The following is a 20,424-nucleotide window of genomic DNA, read 5'->3' on the forward strand; positions in this document are numbered from 1 at the left end:
AGTTTGACCAATTACGGAAACAGGCATTTGGATCGTGCCTGTATCCATGTTTATCTTAACTTTAGGCTACTGGCTGTATGTGACAAAGACATGGAAACATGGGGGCGCATTTCTGCTTTAGATGCCATGACTCGACATATCCACTTTAACGAATTTCTAAATGACCTGAGTGCATTGGATAACACAGATGCCTGGCATGGTGCAGCTACCGTCTGGTCAAACTATGAAAATATTCAACGACACAGAGAGCAGTGTTGCGCCGGTATTAATACCGGTTTAAATGCAGGTAGCAAACATGCTCCGAAAGTTGCAGAACAAGAAATTCGTATTTTTCACGATAACGGCAAGGAAATTTCTGTTCCGATAGAATTGATTAGCAACTATTTTTCTTTATTTAAAAATGATAACGGTGATGAGAATAAAAAAATGCGTCCTTTCGGATTTCATGAATGGCTCAATGCGGTTTCACAACACGACCCAGAGCAAGCTCTGATAGCAGCCGAAGTTTATTTGAACTATGTGAACCAAAGTAAACAACATATGTATGATCATAAGAAGAATCTCACTCAACTGATGACCCGCCTTTTTGTGGAAGCAGAAGAACGTGAGGAATCTGATTGTGGTGCGATGCTACAGCGCGTTGTGGCATTACAAGACATTCTACTTTCAATGGGAGTTAAAGGCATAGCCGATTGGCTAAAAGCAGCGGAGCGACCATAGTCGGCCCTAAACCGAATGGTTTTGATAATCGTTTAGGGTATGGGCATATCTAAGTTAAGCAGAGTGAAAAATGTATTTTCCTATGGACATTTGAGTGTGAAGGTAGCTAACTAATTTTAATAAAGATATTTAATGTCCATAATCGGTCATCTTTCCTTTATATCGACGAAAGTTTTCTTGACCTTGACGGGGTACAAAACTGCGTCGATTTGGCAGCATTCGGGCACCAGGTACGGACCAAAGTGCTGCGTGATACCGGGCTTACCATAGGCGTGGGTATTGCCCAGACCAAAACCCTGGCAAAACTGGCGAACTTCGCGGCAAAAAAATGGGAGCAAACCCGCGGCGTGGTTGACCTTTCCAGCCTGGAACGGCAGCGAAAATTGATGGCCTTGGTGCAGGCAGAAGAAGTCTGGGGTATCGGACGGCGTCTCACCAAAGAACTGCGGAATATGGGGATCGAAACCGCACTGCAGCTGGCAGATGCAAGCACCACAATGATCCGCAAGCATTTCAGCGTGGTGGTTGAACGCACGGTGCGTGAACTGCGTGGTGAACCCTGCTTGTCACTTGAAGAATTTGCCCCAACCAAACAGCAGATCATTTGCAGCAGGTCATTCGGCGATCGCGTCACTGAGTACAATGATATGCATCAGGCTATCTGCATGCACGCCTCACGCGCAGCAGAAAAACTGCGCGAAGAGCACCAATATTGCCGGAATATCAATGCATGGGTTAAAACCAGCCCCTTCTCAACCAACGAAAAATATTACGGCAACACCGCGAGCATCAGACTCAGTACGCCGACGCAAGATACCCGCGACATCATCGCCGCCGCGATTCGATGCCTTGACAAGATTTGGCAGCCCGGCCATCGCTATCTAAAAGCCGGCGTTATGCTGCAGGACTTCTATTCGCAAGGCGTCGCTCAGTTGAACCTGTTCGACGAGTATCAGCCGCGCCCCAACAGTGAACGCTTGATGGCAGCCTTGGATCAGATCAATCAGTCCGGGCGCGCTGGAGTCTGGTTTGCCGGACAAGGCAATCAGCAGACCTGGTCGATGAAACGTGAATTTCTCTCCCCCGCATACACCACGCGGGTCAGCGATTTACCGCATGCTCGCGTGTACTGAGGTCGGCAAGGCGTCTTTGCGGTCATGAAATAAAGGAATAATGACCCAATCAGCCTATAGAATGCTAAACTCGCTGCCTAAAACTTCATGCCCATAGTGCCCCCAATTGAGAACGAGCACGATTTAAATGTCAGAACAACAAACAGTTAGTCAAAAAGAGCAGTACAACCTGAACAAATTGCAAAAGCGCCTGCGTCGTAACGTGGGCCAGGCGATTGCCGATTTCAACATGATTGAAGAAGGCGACCGTATCATGGTGTGCCTGTCCGGCGGCAAAGACAGCTACACCATGCTGGAGATCCTGCGCAACCTGCAGCAGAGCGCACCGGTCAATTTCTCACTGATTGCGGTCAACCTCGATCAGAAACAGCCTGGTTTCCCCGAGCATATCCTGCCGGCCTATCTGGAAAGCCTCGGTGTGGAATACAAGATTGTTGAGGAAAACACCTACAGCATCGTCAAGGACAAGATCCCGGAAGGCAAAACCACCTGCTCACTGTGTTCACGCCTGCGCCGCGGCATTCTTTACCGCACCGCTACCGAGCTGGGAGCCACCAAGATTGCCCTGGGCCACCACCGTGACGACATTCTGCAGACGCTGTTCCTCAATATGTTCTACGGCGGCAAACTGAAAGGCATGCCACCTAAACTGATGAGTGACGATGGTAAACACGTGGTGATTCGCCCGCTGGCTTATTGCCGTGAAAAAGACATCGAGCGTTTCTCGGTCGCTAAAGGCTTCCCGATTATCCCGTGCAACCTGTGCGGTTCGCAGCCCAACCTGCAGCGCCAGGTGATTGGTGACATGCTGCGTGACTGGGATAAACGTTATCCGGGCCGCCTGGAAACCATGTTCAGCGCAATGCAAAACGTGGTGCCTTCGCACCTGAGTGACTACAACCTGTTTGATTTTAAAGGGATCCACCACGGTAGCGAAGTGGTTGACGGTGGCGATCTGGCCTTTGACCGTGAAGATCTCCCGATGCAGCCGATCGGCTGGCAACCGGAAGACGCGGATGAAGCCGTCCCGGTCCGTTTAGACGTTCTCGAAATCAAATAAGCCGTTTTGCCGCCCGTTCTCCGCGGGCGGCTCTTTCCCTTCATCAGTTGTCGATCCCGCTCGCAATTTCAGCAGAATTCATCGGACAGTGCCGTTTTTATCCTATACTGTGTTTTTATACAGTCACCCTGGAGATTACCGATGAACATCACTCCCTGCTTGTCTCACGTTTCTCTCGGCAGCAATAATTTTGACGCCGCAGCCGATTTTTACGATCGCACTCTCGCCGCACTAGGCTGTCGACGGGTGTTGGAACACCCTGGTGCCATTGGCTATGGGCGCGATTATCCGGAATTCTGGCTGCAAGTGCCGATCGACGGTAAACCGGCCACGAACGGCAATGGTCTGCACGTGGGGTTTTTCGCCACCAGTAAACAACAGGTTGATGATTTCTACCGCCATGCGCTGGAGGCCGGCGCGACAGATGAAGGGGCCCCCGGCTCACGGCCGCACTATGGTGAAGCCTATTATGGCTGCTTTGTTCGTGACCTGGACGGACATAAGATCGAAGCCAGTTTCTGGGATGAAAGTGCAGCCTGACGGGGTAAATTGCAGACAAAAAAATGCCGGTGATTAAACCGGCATCGTATGAATCAATGTGCTATGCAGTAATTCTAAATATAAGAAAGTAAGACAATTATGGAGCGCAACGCCCATCGCTTGACGTTGCATTCACCTGCGAGATAGATCATGCCCCATTTCCCCCCAGCAAAAGTTGATATCGCTCAATGTTAACCGGGTTATCGGCGCTTTTTGGCTACAACCAGCGGCGCCGCTTCAGCCACCAGCCCAGACCGAACACCAATCCGGTCAGCGTCAGGCAAAACGCAGCAAAACCGAAAGGATTGCCACCGCCGGGAATGCCGCCCAGGTTAACACCGAATAACCCGGTCAAAAAGGTGGTAGGCAAAAACACCATCGCCAATAGCGACATGGTGTAGGTACGACGGTTCATGGCATCAGCCATCACGGTAGTGATTTCGTCAGAAAGGATCGCGGTGCGCGCAATGCTGCCATCCAGATCGTCCAACCCGCGCCCCAACCGATCGGCAATGTCCTGCATACGGCGACGGTCGTCATCATTCATCCAGGGCAAGCGATCGCTGGCCAGCCGAGAGAATACGTCACGCTGCGGTGCCATATAGCGACGCAGTACGATCAGTTGTTTACGGATCAGTGCCAACTGCCCACGCTCAGGAACCTGTTGTTCCAGCAGCGAATCTTCCAGATCGATGATTTTGTCGTGCAGATCCTCGATAAACTCACTGGCGTGGTCGGTCAGTGCATCCGATATTTCCACCAGCCAGTTACCGCTGTTGGTCGGCCCGCTGCCAGTTTGCAGATCGTTCACCACCTGGTCGATGGAATACACCTTGCGATGACGGGTGGAAACAATCAGCTTATCGGTCATGTAAACGCGGATAGTCACCAACTGATCCGGTCGCGAGTTGGCATTAAAGTTAATGCTGCGCAGCGTGATCATGGTTCCCTCACCCACTTTACTGACACGCGGCCGTGAGCTCTCCCCGGATAGCGCCTCTCTTACCGCATCAGGTAGCAGCGGCGTGGTGGTCAGCCATTCGGCGCTGGCGGGGTGTGCATAATCGAGATGCAGCCAGCAAGGCTCGTCACAGGTGACTTTATCATCGTAATCAATCGATGTTACGCCCCCCTTGCCATCGAGCTGGTAGGCATACACTGCGTCAGGAACCTGTAACTCGCGCCCCTCAATGACTTCCATTCCTCATCCCCTCTGCTTTTCAGTTATTCCAGAGTCTAGCGTTAATGGTAGGCGGATCAAAGATGAAGCCGTGCGAATGCTGCACCTGGAACGGCCTTATACGCTAACATGGATAAATAACGCACAATGCACGGCCGGACACCCGATGAAATCCACCTCGACATTCTTGTTAGCCTCCGTTTTGGCATTTGCTCCGGCGTCGTTTCATCCGCTGTTGGCCGCAAATAACTCACTCAACACTATCGCTGATACATATCAGGTCAAATTGGGTAAGTCGGCAGGCAGCTTGCCTTACTTCATAGCGAAATCCCATGGTCCCACACCACACAACGCGTTAATCGTGCTGCACGGACATCCCAGAGACGCCGGGAAAACCCTGGCTGCGGCGCTGAAAGCTGCTCAACTTGCCGCCAGAACCGACGGCACGCTGTTGGTCGCCCCGCTGTTTCCGGTTAGCGATGCGCAGGCCACACGTTGCCATTCGCCTGGCGTTCCTTCAGCGCAGCCAGGTGACGCTCTCTGGAGTTGCAGTTCCTGGATAGAAGGTGGTTTGGACCACCAGGGTAATACCACCTCATTTGCCGCTGTTGATCGGCTGATTGTCGAATTGAAAGTAAAATGGCCAAAGCTACAGACGGTCACCGTCGCCGGTTTCTCCGCCGGGGCGCAATTTGTACAGCACTATGTCGGCTTTGCCCATCCACCTCCTGGCGTGAAGGTGCGTTACGTCATAGCCGACCCCGGCAGTTGGCTCTATTTTGATAGCCACCGGCCGCAGCCGATAAAAAATGCCCACCCCGCCGATTGGCGTGATTGCCAGCAACAGGGGAGCTGCAGCTTTGATTGGGTGAAAGTTAACAGTGACGCCTGTCCGAAGGTCAATCGTTGGAAATACGGCCTTGAGGCCATTCCGGCCTTTCTCGATCAAAATCGTGCATCGGTGCAGCAGCGTTACGCTGCAGCAGATATCACCTATATTGAAGGCGAGAAAGACAGCGGGAATTCACCCGGTACCCTCTACAAAATACTCGATAAGTCCTGCGCGGCGCAGTCTCAGGGCCCCTATCGACTGCAACGTGGCCTGGCCTATGCCGCTTACGACCGACGCTTTATTGCTCCGCACGCCAAACGTGATTTGCTGATTGTTCCCGGCTGCGCACACGACGTAAGCTGTGTATTTCCTTCAACGACGGCGCGTGCTGCCTTGTTTGCCACTCCATAAATTACGCCATTCCTCTGCCACAAAAATAACAAACCCCGCAATTAGCGGGGCTTGATGAAAACTCATGGGGATACCGCAACCTGTCAGTGTTTCAAAATATACATCGTCTGACTGTAAGCCACGTCTTCCGGATTGGTGATCGGGTAGCCTTTCACCCAGGGTTTGATCAATCGGCCATTGGTATACTGATAAATCGGTGCGATTGGTGCCTGATCGGCGATGATCTGCTCCAGCTTATTGTAATCCGTGGTCAGCGCTGCCGGATTGGTTTCATGACTGGCCAGCGCCAGCAGCTTATCGTAATCCGCACTTTTGAATTTGGCGATGTTACCACTGTGGGTTGAGCTCAACAGCGACAGGAAGGTCGAGGCCTCATTGTAATCGCCGACCCAGGAGGCGCGTACCACGTCGAAATTACCGGTGTTACGGCTATCGATGTAGGTTTTCCATTCCTGGTTTTGCAGTTTGACGTCGATACCGAGCGTTTTCTTCCACATTGAAGCCACGGCAATGGCGATTTTCTGGTGACTTTCCGAAGTGTTATACAGCAGCGTCAACTTCAGCGGATTGTTCGGGCCATAGCCGGCCGCCTGCATCAACGCCTTAGCCTGCGCGTCCAGTTCCGCCTGCGGCTGTTGCTGCAACAGGCTCACCTCCGGCTTAAACCCGGCGGTGACGTCTGGTGTGAAGTGGTAAGCCGGTTTTTCACCGGTGCCCAACACTTTCTCGGCGATAATTTTGCGATCAATAGCGTAAGACAATGCCTTACGTACCCGAACATCGTTAGTCGGCGCGCGTTGGGTGTTGAAGGCATAATAATAGGTCCCGAGTTGATCTGGGGTATAGACCTGGTCCGGAATGTCTTTCAACAGCTTTTGGTACATATTCTTCGGGAAGGACTCGGTGATATCGATATCGCCGGCCAGATAACGTTTGGTGGCGTTGGATTCCTGGTTGATCGGCACAAAGGTCACCTTGGTCAGCACCGTATGCGCATGGTCCCAATAGTGCTCGTTTGGCGTCAGCACCAGCTTTTCGTTGACCACCCGTTCCTGCAGTTTAAACGCGCCATTACCGACCAGATTGCCGACCTTGGTCCAGTCATTGCCAAATTTCTCCACCACTGCCTTGTTGACCGGGAACAGGCTGAAGTTGGCGGTCAGGCTGACAAAATACGGTACCGGTTTGTTCAACTGCACTTTAAAGGTGTAATCATCCAGCGCCGTGACGCCCAGCTTATCGGCGGGCAGTTTGCCGGTAACGATCTCATCCGCATTTTGAATGCCAGCCAGTTGGGCAAACCAGGCGAAAGGAGACAGATTTTTCGGCTCAACCAGCCGTTGCCAGCTATAAACAAAGTCTTTCGCCGTGACAGGGTCACCGTTAGACCAGCGCGCATCTTTACGCAGCGTGAAAATATAGGTTTGGTTATCGGTGGTTTGCCAGCGGGTGGCCACGCCAGGGATCACCTTGCCGTTAGCATCCTGATTCACCAGCCCTTCAAACAGATCGCGTGCCAATTGCGCTTCCGGCAAGCCTACCGCTTTGATCGGATCGAGTGAGGCCGGTTCATCTTTGATATGGCGAACAATTTCCTGCTTTTCCGCCAGAGTGGTACCTGGGGGAACCTGCGCCGCCATAGCGCTGCTTAACCCTGCGCCGATCGCCACGGCACACAGCGCCAAACGAAAACCCTGTTGAATTTTTTTTCTCGTCATTCTGATTCATCCCCGTTAACCATCTGAATTTTTTATCTTATAGCACAAGATTAGTCTCACCTAGAGTTCCAGGCGGACAAGATGTAAAAACTGGGGGCCAGGCAATAAAAAATGCCCGCACGACGATGTCGGTACGGGCATTTCTCGCTTAACGAACGTGATTAGTCGTAAAGGTGAATGCTATTGATGCGGTAGCTGAATTCCTCACCCTCTTCTTCATCAAAAATGGTGAAGAAACCTTTCTCGGCCAACGGCTTGGCATGGATATCGGTTTTCTGCATCTGACGTGACTCGGCATCGTCAAAACCATAGTCGAGATAGAAGCTGTTTTTCTGGTAGTCGACGTGCAAGGTAAACGGATAGTTGGACTCATCGCCACGCCCGTCGTCGTTCTTCACCACGCCAAACCATTCACCCTGACGGATCTGGTTTTCCTCGTCCACACCGCACAGCAGCGTGATGGTATCCTGATCATTTTCGCTATAGCTGGCAACTATTCTGGCTACTGGCATGTTAAATCCCCTGTTGGGTAATTGGGTTAGCTTTGCCGATAGTATAACAACAGCGAACAAAATAGCTGGCGTGGTTTTATTAGCTTCACCAATCAATATTCAGCACGGTTTTGCCGCGTGAGCCGCCAGCCTTACTTTGCGCCAGCATTTCCGGTGCCTGTTTAATCGATACCAGGCGTTCCACCGGCACCTGCAATTCTCCGCGCGCTACGCTCTGCAACAGTTGCTCCAGCTCATCCGCGCTGATCTGGGCCTCAAGGTTGCCGCCGCGCAGGCCCTGTTGCTGCATCTGCTCCGGAACTGCCGACCAAATGGTGCTCAGCGCCACACCGCCCTTGCGCAGGATGACCAGCAACGCGCTGAAAGCCTCGGCATTGCTGACCAGATCGATCATGCCATCAATGCCCTGCGGATATTGTTGCTGCACCTGCTGCAGCACGGGTGCCCGGTGATGATCAATCACCTTCTCAGCCCCCAGCTCACGCAATGCGGACTCGGCATCAGCCCCGCCGGTAGCGATCACCTTCAGCCCCTGACGTTTGGCCAGTTGAATAACGAAACGCCCAACCCCCCCGGTCGCCCCCACCACCAGCAACGTCGCGCCCGTGGTCAGTTGCAGCTTTTCAACCAGTTTTAGCGCGGTACCGGCGGCAATCGGCATGGCCGCCGCCTTGGTCAAACTCACCTCATCGGGCACCCTTGCCAACACGGCATGTTGATCAATCGCCGCATACTCGGCGTAACTGCCGGCACCAACAATGCCGAACATAAACTTACCGGCCACCCGCTCATTGACGCTGAATCCGGTGACATCATCAGCAACGGCCTCAATCACGCCAGCACCGTCAGTGCCGATCACCAAAGGAAAAACATGCGGCAATTTTCCTTCCAACATGCCGTCGGCTATCCGCCAGTCAACCGGATTTAGCCCGGCAGCGGCCATTTTGACCAGTATCTGTCCGGGTTGTAGCGAAGGTTTGGCGATCTCTACCTGTTCTGGCGTAGCACCGAGCTGTTTGACTGCAATGGCTTTCATGATGAGCTCCAATTATTTGTTCACGATAGAGCCAGTGTAGCGAACCGGAGATCGTCTGCCAGCCATCAATAATCGGACTCACTGTTCAAGAATTTAGGACAATTAATTTTGTTATCAGGTGAGAAATTGCTCTGGGAAAGTTAAGCGAAAGCGTAATACACTGAATAAAATGATAATCACTCTCGACCTTTCAATCAGGGAACCATCATGATCCAGCATCGACCGCGCAGTGACCGTGGCCAATTGGCCGTTGCAGGAGAGAATTACGGCAGTTCACTATTGGGCGCACCGCTACTTTATTTTCCGGCGGCCGTCAGTGGCCCGGAAACCGGACTGATTATTGCCGGCACCCACGGTGATGAGAGCGCCGCTATCGTTACCCTGTCCTGCGCATTGCGCAGCATCGCACCAAACCAGTTGCGCCACCATGTAGTACTGGCGGTCAATCCCGACGGCTGCCAGCTCGGGCTGCGCGCCAATGCCAACGGGGTCGATCTGAACCGTAACTTCCCGGCGGCCAACTGGCGCTCCGGCGATACGGTTTACCGTTGGAACAGCGCGGCGGAGGCTCGGGATGTTAAACTCTCGACCGGCGGTCGCCCCGGCTCCGAACCGGAAACCCAGGCGCTATGCCATTTGATCCACCGGTTGAAACCGCACTGGGTGGTGTCGTTCCACGAGCCATTGGCCTGTATTGAAGACCCAGCCAGTTCCCAGCTCGGCGTTTGGCTTTCGCATAAATTTGCCTTGCCGCTGGTCACCAGCGTCGGTTACGAAACGCCGGGATCATTCGGCAGTTGGTGCGCTGATTTGTCACTGCCCTGCATTACTGCGGAATTCCCCCCTATCTCGGCCGATGCCGCCAGCGAAAACTACCTGGACGCCATGGTAGAGTTACTGACTTACCCGGGTTAAACCGGTTACGGGGCGAGATTAATCGCCCCACATTCAAACGCCAGACCCGGTTCAACGTCATTCGCCAACCAGGTCGGGCCGTCCAAATCGACAAATCGCGCGCCCGGTGCCAGCGGCAATGCGGCATTGATCGCCCGCGAAGTGCAAAGCATGCAGCCAAGCATGATAGCGAAGCCCTGTTCCCGCGCCGCCTCAGCCAGCGCCAGTCCTTCCGTCAGGCCGCCGGTTTTATCCAGCTTGATATTGACCATCTGATAGCGGCCGGCCAGCTTGGGAAAATCATCGCGGGTATGGCAGCTTTCATCTGCGCAAATGGGTAATGGGTGGATAAAGTTTTCCAGTGCACTGTCATCCGTCGCCGGCAGCGGTTGTTCCAGCATCGCCACGCCCAGATCGGCCAACAGTTGGCAGCGAGCCGCCAGCCCTTCCGCCTGCCAGGACTCATTGGCATCGACAATTAACGTGGTATCCGGCACCGCCGCGCGGATCGCCACCAGCCGTTCACTGATCAGATGATTGTCCAGTTTGATTTTCAGCAACCGCGCCCCTTGCTGTTCAAGTTCACGCGCGGCGAAAGCCATGGCTTCCGGCGAACCGATGCTGACCGTTTGCGCCATCAAAATACGTTCCGGTTCTGCAACACCGCTGCACTGCCAACGGCTCTGGCCACTCAGTTGACACTCCAAATCCCACAACGCGGAATCCACGGCGTTACGAGCAGCACCAGCCGGCATTAGCTGCTGCAGTTGCTCACGCGTCACACCCTGTTCGACAACCGTTGCCACTTCCGCCAGCAATTCCATCACCGAAGCCTCACTTTCACCGTAACGCGGATAAGGCGTGCATTCACCGACCCCCCGTACGCCCTGTTGCTCAATTTCGACCACCACCACTTTGGCTTCGGTACGGCTGCCGCGGGCAATAACAAAAGCTGTATGTAATGGCCAGGCTTCTGGATAAAAACGCATGCTTCTCATAACGGCTCCTGAGCGGAAATTACGCATAATATCGGACGAATACGCGGGTGATTTTTTGGACACACTCTAATATATACAACTATTTAGCAAACTATATATATCCAACCCACAATTGTTGACATAAACTGATGCCAGGGTGTGAACCTAATGTTAAAGGCGGCCGAAAGGCCATTTTATTAGGCTCATGCCCTTTGTATAAACACTTGTAAAAGGAATCAAGCTAATGACTCAGACAGTACATTTTAAAGGCAACCCGGTTAGCGTTGCAGGCCACCTGCCCCAGGCTGGCGAACAAGCCAAAGCCTTCTCGCTGGTTGCCAAAGACCTGTCAGACGTAGCGCTGAGCAGCTTCGCCGGTCAACGCAAAGTTCTGAACATTTTCCCAAGTATTGATACCGGCGTTTGCGCGACCTCAGTACGTACATTCAACCAACTGGCCAGCGGCCTGGATAACACCGTAGTGCTGTGCATCTCGGCTGACCTGCCGTTCGCACAGTCACGCTTCTGCGGTGCAGAAGGCCTGGAAAACGTGGTAACCCTGTCCACCCTGCGTGGTGCTGAATTCAAACAGGCTTACGGCGTTGAGATCACCGATGGCCCACTAACGGGTCTGACTGCGCGTGCGGTTGTGGTGCTGGATGGCCAGGACAACGTGCTGTACAGCGAACTGGTGGATGAAATCACCCACGAGCCGAACTACGATGCGGCGCTGGCTGCCCTGAAGTAATACCAAGAGGCCGACGAATGCCGGCCTCTGAGAGTTAACTGTAGAAACGGGCGCTTATGGCGCCCGTTTTTTTATTCTTCGTTTTCACCGGTAGGCTTACGGCTGCTAAGGCCATATTCGCGCAACTTATTGGCAATCGCGGTATGTGAAACCCCCAGGCGTTTCGCCAGTTTTCGCGTACTTGGGTAAGTACGGTACAGCCGTGTCAGCACCGAGCGTTCGAATCGCTTGCTGATATCGTCAAGCGATCCATCCATAACCTCATCGCCGAGTGACATTTCAACTTCAAACTCCGGCAGTACGATGTCCTGCGGGCGCAGTTCGAACCCTTCAGTTTGCGTCAGCGCGCGGTAAATCGCGTTCTTCAACTGTCGCACGTTGCCCGGCCAGCCGTATTTGCTGAGGAAACTGCCCAGATCGTTCGCCAACTTCGGCCGCGCGACACCCTGCTCATCGGCAAAACGCGCCACAAACAACTCGGTCAACGGCATGATGTCCTGCGGACGCTCACGCAGCGGCGGAATAGTGATGGTCAGCACGTTAAGGCGATAGTAAAGATCCTCACGGAACTCACCACGCTGTACCAGTTCGGTCAGGTTTTTCTGCGTCGCGCAAATCACCCGGACGTCCACGTGCACTTCGTGTTCTTCACCCACACGACGGAAGGTACCATCGTTAATAAAGCGCAGCAGTTTGGTCTGCATGCGCGGCGACATCTCGCCGATCTCATCCAGCAGCACCGAGCCACCGTGAGCCTGCTCGAAGAAGCCCTTCTTGCCTTCCAGCGCATTCGGATAGGCGCCAGGCGCATGGCCAAACAGCTCACTTTCCGCTACGTCATCCGGCAATGCGGCACAGTTCAGCGCCAGGAACGGCTGCTTGCCACGCGGGCTGCGCAAATGGCAGGCCCGGGCCAGAATATCTTTGCCGGTACCGGTGTCGCCGACAATCAACAGCGGCGCATCCAGCATTGCCAACTTGCGTGCCTGCTCCAGCACATGGCGCATTTTCGGGCTGGCGGCAACGATATGATCAAACTCGGTATCGTCGTTCACCGACAGATTCTGTAACTGGCGTCCCATACGGGCCGTGGATTTCAGCATCACTACCGCGCCTACGGTGGCATTCTGCTGGTTTTCATCTTCCAGGTAGATTGGCGTGATATCCATCAGGAAGTCCTGACTGCGGATCACCACCCGTTCAGATTGCGGCGTCGTCTGCTCGCTCTCGAGCCAGCGGTTGAAGTTGTAGCCGCCAATTAATGCGGTGGCGGTCTGGTTACGGATTTTGTCTTCGCTGAACCCGAACAGCGCCTGCGCCGCCGGGTTGGCCAGTTCGACTTTGCCCTTCATATCGATCGAGAACACCGGTTCCGGCATCGACTCCAACAGCGCGCGCAGTGCGCGGTGTTCGCGTTCAGATGGCATGAAATTCACGGTGCGTACATCGGTCACGCCGGCAATGCGACGGATCTCGACCATCAGCGCGCGGAAGGTGTCAAAATCCAACTGGGAAAAATTGAGGTAAATGCGGCCGATAGGATCGATTTCGATGCCACGTAAATCTATGCTGCGCAATACCAAAAGATCGAGTAACTCTCGAGTCAGACCGAGCCGGTCTTCGCAAAAAACTTCCAAACGCATCAGTATTGGCCTTATCTCTGCAGGTGCGGGGATGACTGATGACGATGATACTCTCTCACCCCGAGCGGTAGAAGCAATCTGTCAGCAAAAGTTGACAGAACTCTGATTTATCGCTGTTGTTGATGATTTTAAACGCAAGTGAATGACACCATCGGCGTCATTTTAGCTTATCTGTAGAGAGTTATCACAACCACCAATAAAATTGCAGATAAATATAATGTATTTACAGGGCGATCGTCTTTCGTCAAGTGAGGGTTACGTATTGGTGTTAGCGGGGAATGATTGCTGCAAGAATGAACAGCGGCGCCTGGGTGAGCGCCGCTGACAGATTATTTGGTTTTGTTATCGCTCTTTTTCAGGGTGTCTTTCAGTTGGCCAATCAGTTGGCTGCGGAAATCACCCAGCTTCGGTTTTTCCCCCTCCAGCCAGGGCAGCGGACGACACAGCTCCATCGCCTTGATACCCAGTCTGGCGGTCAGCAAACCGGCACCAATACCCTGCGCCGCTCGGGCGGACAGTCTGGCGGCCAGGTCTTGTGACATCCAGTCCATTCCCACTTCGCGTACCAGTTCGGACGCACCGGCAAAGGCAATATTCAGCAGCACCAGGCGGAACAACCGCAAACGGCTGAAGTAACCCAGTTCGATACCATACAGCGCCGCGATGCGGTTGATCAGCCGAATATTACGCCAGGCGATAAACGCCATATCCACCACCGCCAGCGGGCTGACGGCGATCATTAACGTGGATTCTGCGGCTGAACGGCTGATTTCACGCCGCGCCTGATTATCCAATACCGGCTGCACCAGCTTGGCGTACAGCGCCACGACCTCACGGTCGTTTTGAGTTTCATGCAGCGAAGCCTGCCAGCGTTGCAATGCCGGGTGTCCCTGATCGAGGCCGGCCTGGCGCGCCAGCTTCTCGCAAAACTCACGCCCTTTGCCCAATCCGTGGCTGTGTAACAGCTCGCGTGCCACATCTCGCTCTTCTGCCCGTTGACGCAAGCGATACAGCCGACGCCATTCGGTCACCACCGAACCCACCCCGGCAAAGACAATCAAACCGCCCGCGACACCGCCGCCCATAGCAATCCAATCCTGTTGCACCCAGGCGGTATGTACCCATTGCACGCCCTGCGCCACCACACTGACGCCGAACAACGTCAGCCCGGCGGTGACCATTTTGCGCCACAGGCTGCGTTTGGGTTTCAGCGCCGCGTTGATAATGCCTTCGGCGCGCCCTTCTTCCTCTTCCTGCTCCAGTTCCGGTGCCGCCGGGAAAAAACTTTCCGCCTGCTGTTCATCGAAGGCCACATTGGCGCGTAACACCGGCTCCTGCGGTGGCTGCAGCGGCTGTTCGAAATCGATACGCGGTTTTATCGGCTCGCTCATCGCAATTTATCTCCCAGTAAAAACTCCATCACCGCATCCAGACGGATATGCGGCAATGGGCTATCCACACTCATCGCGCGGGGGCGAAACTGATCAAAATGGAAGCCCTGGTTTTGCCAGAACGTCGGCCCCGGTAAGCGCGCCGGCACTTCGCCGGGGAACACGGTCAGCGGCGCTCCGTCGTTCAGACGGTTGCCTTTCAACGCCGGGATGCGCTGCCCCTGATGGTCGACAATGCCACTTTCGGTAGCCTGCACCGAGGCCAGCCCGACGCAGTCCATGCTGATGCCCTCAAACGCTGCGTTCTGCCACGCTTCCTGCACCAGTTGTTGCAGCAACGACACCAGATTGGCGTGCTGATCGGCAGTGATATGATCCGCCTTGGTGGCGGCGAACATCAGTTTATCGATGGTCGGCGAAAATAACCGACGGAACAGCGTGCGCTTACCGTAGTGGAAACTCTGCATCAGTTGGGTCAGCGCCAGCCGCATGTCGTTGAACGCTTGCGGGCCACTGTTAAGCGGCTGCAGGCAATCCACCAGCACAATCTGACGATCGAAGCGGACGAAATGCTCTTTATAAAAGTTTTTGACGATGGTCTGGCAGTAATAGTTGAACCGCGCACGCAGCATGCCGATATTGCTGTGTTTATCCGCCTGCGCCAGCCTGGATTCACCGAGACTGTCGACATTGGGCCAGGGGAAGAACTGTAATGCCGGTGCACCGGCCAGATCGCCCGGCAGCACGAAGCGGCCCGGCTGAATAAAATGCAGCCCTTCACTTTTGCAACGCAGCAGGTAATCGGTATAGGCCTGGGCGATGGCCGCCAGCTTGTTTTCATCGGCCGGGGCCAGCGGATCGCAGCTTTTACACAGCTCCAGCCAGGGCTTGGCCCACTCGGCGCGATCGCCCTGCAGCAGACCGGCCATTTGCCGCGACCAGGCCAGATAGTCCTGTTCCAGCATCGGCAAGTCCAACAACCATTCACCAGGGTAATCGACAATCTCCAGATACAGCGTTGAAGTGTCTTTGAAGTGACGCAGCAGTGAGTCGTTGGAACGGTAGCGCAACGCCAGGCGAATTTCGCTGACGCCACGCGTCGGGGTTGGCCAGCTCGGCGGAGTGCCATAAAGCTGTGCCAGCCCCTCATCATAGGTAAAACGCTGAATGCCGAGATCGCGTTGCGGAATGCGCTTCACGCCCAGCAGACGTTCTTCACGCACCGGCGAGAACAGCGGCATACGCGCACCGCTGTGAACGTGCAGCAATTGATTGACGAAAGCGGTGATAAAAGCGGTTTTACCGCTGCGGCTCAGGCCGGTCACCGCCAGGCGCAGGTGACGATCCATCCCGCGGTTGACCAGCGACGTTAACTCATTTTGCAGTCGTTTCATTGTTCTCCTTGGCATAACGCCCAAATACCTTGTTCAGGCCTTTGCGGAACAGCGGTTCCAGCACCAGCGCCAGGACAAAGCGAATCGGTTTGCGACCCACGGTACGCAGCAGCCAACCGGCCGCCCCTGCCGGGCCGTAATTCAGTAACGCTATGATGATGACTTTAGACAATGTCTTCAACATTGTACCGGCTCCTTGTTTAAATCCACCGGATTTAACGGTGTTTACGGCATAGGTTTTTTTCATTATCAATGCCCTCCGGCACAATTTTGTTCAAAAGGATGATGTCAGCTGCAATGCCTGACCTGCGCCACGCGCAGGCCATTGCACTCAAGGCGGGGTTATAACTTGCGGAAACGACTCTGTACGCCGAAGGTATCCGACGTGACATAACGCTCAACCTGCCGCAGTTGCTGTTCGCCACTGCCCAGCTCGTACTCTAATTGGTCGAGCAACTGGCGCGGTGTTTTTTGCTGTTCGCCGTCAAAACGGCTGGCTGGCGCTTCATCCAGCACGAACACCAGGGCGAAATAGGCGATCAGGGTGAAGAAGAACAGTCCGAAGAACATCGACAGCACCACAATCACTCGGATCAGGCGCACCGGCACGTCAAAATAATGGGCCAGACCGGCGCAGACGCCCTTCAGCATGCCTTCTTCAGGGACGCGATAAAGCTTTTTACTGCCCAGAGTGTTGTTCATCAAGACTGTCTCCAGTTCGGGTGTTCTGCATCAAGGATCTCTTCCAGCGCCTGAATGCGTTCACGCATGCGCTTGGCATCTTCCGCCAACTGCGCCAGACGCTGCATTTCCTGATGGCTCAGTTGAATGCCGTTTTGTTGCCGATTGCTGTAATGCAGCCAAAGCCAGATCGGTGCGACAAACAACACAAAGATTGTCAACGGAATGGCAAGTAATAGAGCACTCATTTCTTTTCCTTCTTAATGCGTCTTGGTGAGCGGCCACATCACCGTGGCCGCTGTCGCCTTACTCAGAGCGGTTCATTTTCGCTTTCAGCGCCGCCAGCTGCTCACTGATGGCATCGTCGGCTTTCAGCTCGGCAAATTCTTGATCCAGAGACTTCTTTTTACCGATGATGACGCTTTCCGCCTCGGCTTCCATATGGTCGATGCGGCGTTCGAACTGCTCGAAACGTGCCATCGCCTCATCCAGTTTGCCGCTGTCGAGCTGACGGCGCACGTCGCGAGAAGATGATGCCGCCTGGTGACGTAATGTCAGCGCCTGCTGGCGAGCGCGGGTTTCGGTCAGCTTGCTTTCCAGCTCGCCGATTTCGCTTTTCATGCGCGCCAGCGTTTCTTCTACGGTAGACACTTCATGGGTCAACGTAGAGATCAGGTCGGCCACTTTTTGTTTTTCGATCAGGGCCGCACGGGCCAGATCTTCTTTCTCTTTGCGCAGCGCCAGTTCGGCTTTGTCCTGCCAATCGCTAAGCTGGTTTTCACCCTGCTCAATGCGGCGCAGCAACTGTTTTTTCTCCGCCAGCGCACGCGCTGAGGTAGAACGCACTTCAACCAACGTGTCTTCCATCTCCTGGATCATCAAACGGACCAGCTTTTGTGGATCTTCCGCCTTATCCAGCAACGTATTGATGTTGGCGTTCACGATGTCGGCAAAACGAGAAAAAATACCCATAATTCACTTCCTCTTGGTTCTGATGGCGTCTGAAGCGCCGCGTTAGGTCATACAGATTTCCCTAAGACTTAATCAAAACTCGTGCCAACTTTTATTTCATTGAATAACAACAATTATTTGTTTTTGACTCTCTGCGGACTTACTGTAGAGTGATTATTTTCACCAAACATTGGCGAATTTCATCATGAGCGAACAGTTAGAAAACCTGCTGGGCGAAGCAAATGCCTTTGTCGAAGTATTGGAGCAAGTCTCGCAACTGGCAAAGTTGAACAAACCGGTGTTGGTGATCGGCGAGCGCGGTACCGGTAAAGAACTGATTGCCCACCGTTTGCATTACCTTTCCAACCGTTGGCAGGGGCCGTTTATCTCGCTTAACTGCGCAGCGCTGAATGAAAACCTGCTGGACTCCGAACTGTTCGGCCACGAGGCCGGTGCCTTTACCGGCGCACAGAAACGTCATCTTGGTCGCTTTGAACGTGCCGACGGCGGCACTTTGTTTCTCGATGAGCTGGCCACCGCCCCAATGCTGGTACAGGAAAAACTGCTGCGGGTAATTGAATACGGTCACCTGGAACGCGTTGGCGGTAGCCAGCCGCTGCAGGTTGATGTCCGGCTGGTGTGCGCTACCAATGACGACCTGCCTGCACTGGCGGCGGCGGGTAAATTCCGCGCCGACTTGCTCGACCGTCTGGCATTCGACGTGGTGCAGTTGCCGCCGCTGCGCCAGCGGCAGCAAGACATCATGTTACTGGCCGAACACTTTGCGATTCAGATGTGCCGCGAGCTGTCGCTGTCGCTGTTCCCCGGCTTTACCGAACGCGCCAGAGACACCCTTCTCGGTTATCACTGGCCGGGCAACGTGCGTGAACTGAAAAACGTGGTGGAACGTTCGGTATATCGGCACGGTACCAGTGACAGCGCGTTGGATGAAATCATCATCAATCCGTTCGCCCAACGGGAAACCCTGCCATTGCCCACCCAACGCGAGACGGGTGATGAACGTCCCACACTGCCGCTGGATTTGAAAACCTGGCAGTTGGCGCAGGAAAAATCGCTGATTGAAGCGGCGCTGCAACAGGGAAGATTTAATCAGCGTAAGGCGGCGGAGCTGCTGGGGCTGACCTATCACCAGTTGCGCGGCATGCTGAAAAAGCACGCATTGTTGCAAAATGGCGAGGTAGAAGAAGAATAACAGGCAAAAAAAAAGCCAGCACCCGAGCTGGCTTAAAAAACACTGGAAGCAATGTGAGCAATGTCGTGCCTTTCACAGCAGAGCCACAAGCTGTGGCCTTCCGTGAACTGCCAGGTGATGATAATAGTTCTCAGTATCACCTGTAAAGCACTTTGTTGAGAATTTTTCTCATTACCACACTGTCATTGTGCAATTACCACTCAGGGAAGGGATCGGCCATCTCATGCCAATAGTCCACCCCCGCGGCCATTTCCTCGTCGTTCAGCAGGCAGGCATCCAGCAAACGCGTTATTTCGGCCTGCTGCAGATTTTGACCGATAAACACCAGTTCCTGACGCATATCACCAAAAGGCTCGACCCATTTTTCCCTAATCTGCGCCTGAGTCTCTTCATCCTGCGGCCAGTTATCTTGCGCAATGGCACGCCAGAAAGTCCCCGCCAGCCCATAGTGGGCGATGCCACCGGCCTGGCTCCACTGGCCAGCCTGACGCGGACGAGTTGCCAACCAATAGAAGCCTTTGGATCGCAGCAGCTTGCCACCGCCCCAGTCGCCATTGATCACCCGATAGAATTTATCCGGTGCAAAGGGTCGCCGCGCCTGATAGACAAAACTGCTGATGCCGTAGTTTTCCGTTTCCGGCAGGTGCTCGCCACGCAGCTCTTTCAGCCAACCCGGTGCCTGCTGCGCTTTGTCAAAGCTGAAGCTGCCGGTGTTCAACACCGCCTCCAGTGGCAATTTACCGGGGGAGATGGCGATAATATTGGCATCCGGATTCAGGCTGGCGAGCAGCGCCATCACTTCGCCCTGCTGTTCCGCAGTCAGCAAGTCGGTTTTACTCACCAGCATCACGTCGCAGAACTCAATCTGCTCGATCAACAGATCGGCCACGCTGCGTAAATCATCCTCGCCCAGGCTTTGCCCCGCGTCCTGCAGCGACTGCGCCTGCTGGTACTGCTGGATAAAGTTAACCCCGTCCACTACCGTGACCAGGGTATCCAGGCGGGCGAAGTGCGATAGGCTTTCCCCCTGCTCGTCCTCAAAAGTGAAGGTCTCCGCTACCGGTAAGGGTTCGGAGATGCCGCTGGACTCGATCAGCAGATAATCAAACCGGCCGGCCTGCGCCAGTTCGCGTACCGAGATCAGCAGATCTTCACGCAGCGTGCAGCAAATGCAGCCATTACTCATCTCCACCAGCTTTTCCTGTTGGCGATCGAGCTGGACTTCGTTCTCGACCAGCGCGGCGTCAATGTTGACTTCGCTCATGTCGTTGACGATCACCGCCACGCGCATGCCCTGGCGATTATTCAAAATATGGTTCAGCACCGTGGTTTTACCGGCGCCGAGAAAGCCGGAAAGCACGGTTACGGGTAATGGATTCATGGCAGTCCT

At 54.2% G+C, this 20,424-nt stretch carries 20 protein-coding genes and 1 pseudogene; 8 read left to right on the forward strand and 13 right to left on the reverse strand.

All coding sequences use genetic code 11. From position 1 onward, the window contains the following. Positions 1 to 3: 3 nt before the first annotated feature. The 4 genes and pseudogenes from NHG65_RS14085 (at position 4) to NHG65_RS14100 (ending at position 3,453) form a co-directional block, all read left to right on the forward strand. On the forward strand, positions 4 to 720 hold the full coding sequence (locus tag NHG65_RS14085; protein WP_499182322.1) for a hypothetical protein: 717 nt from the start codon (positions 4 to 6) through the stop codon (positions 718 to 720). Between the two features lie 158 nt (positions 721 to 878). Beyond that, a pseudogene (umuC, locus tag NHG65_RS14090) lies at positions 879 to 1,853 on the forward strand (translesion error-prone DNA polymerase V subunit UmuC); the annotation flags it as partial. Positions 1,854 to 1,980: 127 nt separating this feature from the next. Further along, positions 1,981 to 2,913, forward strand: a complete 933-nt coding sequence (gene ttcA, locus NHG65_RS14095; RefSeq protein ID WP_099062905.1) for a tRNA 2-thiocytidine(32) synthetase TtcA — start codon at positions 1,981 to 1,983, stop codon at positions 2,911 to 2,913. A gap of 141 nt (positions 2,914 to 3,054) precedes the next feature. After that, positions 3,055 to 3,453: a VOC family protein gene (locus tag NHG65_RS14100; protein ID WP_099062904.1), complete on the forward strand. Its 399-nt coding sequence runs from the start codon at positions 3,055 to 3,057 to the stop codon at positions 3,451 to 3,453. A 217-nt stretch (positions 3,454 to 3,670) separates the two neighbouring features. Here NHG65_RS14100 and zntB read toward each other — a convergent pair whose 3' ends face one another. Then, entirely contained in the window at positions 3,671 to 4,654 is a 984-nt protein-coding gene (gene zntB / locus NHG65_RS14105; protein ID WP_207976574.1) for a zinc transporter ZntB, read from the reverse strand. A gap of 145 nt (positions 4,655 to 4,799) precedes the next feature. Here zntB and NHG65_RS14110 point away from each other — a divergent pair, with 145 nt between their 5' ends. Continuing rightward, positions 4,800 to 5,876, forward strand: coding sequence for a hypothetical protein (locus tag NHG65_RS14110; RefSeq protein ID WP_499182323.1), 1,077 nt, complete (start codon positions 4,800 to 4,802; stop codon positions 5,874 to 5,876). An 83-nt stretch (positions 5,877 to 5,959) separates the two neighbouring features. Here the strand turns inward: NHG65_RS14110 and NHG65_RS14115 are convergent, their stop codons facing one another. The 3 genes from NHG65_RS14115 to NHG65_RS14125 form a co-directional block, all read right to left on the reverse strand. Continuing rightward, the gene (locus tag NHG65_RS14115) at positions 5,960 to 7,594 is read right to left on the reverse strand and encodes a peptide ABC transporter substrate-binding protein (RefSeq protein WP_099062901.1); all 1,635 of its coding nucleotides are present in this window, start codon (positions 7,592 to 7,594) and stop codon (positions 5,960 to 5,962) included. Between the two features lie 161 nt (positions 7,595 to 7,755). Beyond that, on the reverse strand, positions 7,756 to 8,106 hold the full coding sequence (locus NHG65_RS14120; protein ID WP_099062900.1) for a hypothetical protein: 351 nt from the start codon (positions 8,104 to 8,106) through the stop codon (positions 7,756 to 7,758). Between the two features lie 85 nt (positions 8,107 to 8,191). After that, positions 8,192 to 9,142 (reverse strand): NADP-dependent oxidoreductase, encoded by a 951-nt coding sequence (locus NHG65_RS14125; protein WP_499182324.1) that lies wholly within the window; start codon positions 9,140 to 9,142, stop codon positions 8,192 to 8,194. 207 nt (positions 9,143 to 9,349) lie between these two features. Between NHG65_RS14125 and mpaA the strand changes: the two genes are divergently transcribed. Continuing rightward, positions 9,350 to 10,057: a murein tripeptide amidase MpaA gene (mpaA, locus tag NHG65_RS14130; RefSeq protein ID WP_099062898.1), complete on the forward strand. Its 708-nt coding sequence runs from the start codon at positions 9,350 to 9,352 to the stop codon at positions 10,055 to 10,057. A gap of 5 nt (positions 10,058 to 10,062) precedes the next feature. Here mpaA and ycjG read toward each other — a convergent pair whose 3' ends face one another. After that, a complete protein-coding gene (ycjG, locus tag NHG65_RS14135) occupies positions 10,063 to 11,034 on the reverse strand; it encodes an L-Ala-D/L-Glu epimerase (protein WP_499182325.1) in 972 nt (323 codons plus the stop codon). 223 nt (positions 11,035 to 11,257) lie between these two features. Here ycjG and tpx point away from each other — a divergent pair, with 223 nt between their 5' ends. Next, positions 11,258 to 11,761: a thiol peroxidase gene (gene tpx / locus NHG65_RS14140; RefSeq protein ID WP_099062896.1), complete on the forward strand. Its 504-nt coding sequence runs from the start codon at positions 11,258 to 11,260 to the stop codon at positions 11,759 to 11,761. 71 nt (positions 11,762 to 11,832) lie between these two features. Here tpx and tyrR read toward each other — a convergent pair whose 3' ends face one another. The 7 genes from tyrR to pspA all read right to left on the reverse strand — a co-directional run bounded on the left by tyrR (position 11,833) and on the right by pspA (position 17,842). After that, positions 11,833 to 13,404 carry a transcriptional regulator TyrR gene (tyrR, locus tag NHG65_RS14145; RefSeq protein ID WP_099062895.1) on the reverse strand — a complete coding sequence of 524 codons (1,572 nt, stop codon included), beginning with the start codon at positions 13,402 to 13,404 and terminating at the stop codon, positions 11,833 to 11,835. Between the two features lie 329 nt (positions 13,405 to 13,733). Next, on the reverse strand, positions 13,734 to 14,795 hold the full coding sequence (locus NHG65_RS14150) for a YcjF family protein (protein WP_207976564.1): 1,062 nt from the start codon (positions 14,793 to 14,795) through the stop codon (positions 13,734 to 13,736). After that, positions 14,792 to 16,189 (reverse strand): YcjX family GTP-binding protein, encoded by a 1,398-nt coding sequence (locus tag NHG65_RS14155; protein WP_207976562.1) that lies wholly within the window; start codon positions 16,187 to 16,189, stop codon positions 14,792 to 14,794. Before NHG65_RS14155 ends, NHG65_RS14150 begins: the two co-directional genes overlap by 4 nt. Next, complete coding sequence (gene pspD, locus NHG65_RS14160; protein WP_207976560.1) at positions 16,170 to 16,436, reverse strand: phage shock protein PspD; 267 nt, start codon at positions 16,434 to 16,436, stop codon at positions 16,170 to 16,172. The genes NHG65_RS14155 and pspD overlap by 20 nt, the downstream gene beginning before the upstream one ends. A gap of 95 nt (positions 16,437 to 16,531) precedes the next feature. Continuing rightward, positions 16,532 to 16,891, reverse strand: coding sequence for an envelope stress response membrane protein PspC (gene pspC, locus NHG65_RS14165; RefSeq protein WP_099062891.1), 360 nt, complete (start codon positions 16,889 to 16,891; stop codon positions 16,532 to 16,534). Further along, entirely contained in the window at positions 16,891 to 17,118 is a 228-nt protein-coding gene (pspB, locus tag NHG65_RS14170; protein WP_012145351.1) for an envelope stress response membrane protein PspB, read from the reverse strand. Before pspB ends, pspC begins: the two co-directional genes overlap by 1 nt. Before the next feature lie 58 nt (positions 17,119 to 17,176). Further along, complete coding sequence (gene pspA, locus NHG65_RS14175; protein WP_207976558.1) at positions 17,177 to 17,842, reverse strand: phage shock protein PspA; 666 nt, start codon at positions 17,840 to 17,842, stop codon at positions 17,177 to 17,179. 184 nt (positions 17,843 to 18,026) lie between these two features. Here pspA and pspF point away from each other — a divergent pair, with 184 nt between their 5' ends. Next, positions 18,027 to 19,034, forward strand: a complete 1,008-nt coding sequence (gene pspF / locus NHG65_RS14180) for a phage shock protein operon transcriptional activator (RefSeq protein WP_099062890.1) — start codon at positions 18,027 to 18,029, stop codon at positions 19,032 to 19,034. Positions 19,035 to 19,227: 193 nt separating this feature from the next. Here the strand turns inward: pspF and zigA are convergent, their stop codons facing one another. Further along, positions 19,228 to 20,415 (reverse strand): zinc metallochaperone GTPase ZigA, encoded by a 1,188-nt coding sequence (gene zigA / locus NHG65_RS14185; RefSeq protein ID WP_219016376.1) that lies wholly within the window; start codon positions 20,413 to 20,415, stop codon positions 19,228 to 19,230. Between the last annotated feature and the right edge of the window lie 9 nt (positions 20,416 to 20,424).

Source organism: Serratia myotis, assembly GCF_027474885.1.
In the GTDB taxonomy this organism is placed as follows: Bacteria; Pseudomonadota; Gammaproteobacteria; order Enterobacterales; family Enterobacteriaceae; genus Serratia; species Serratia proteamaculans.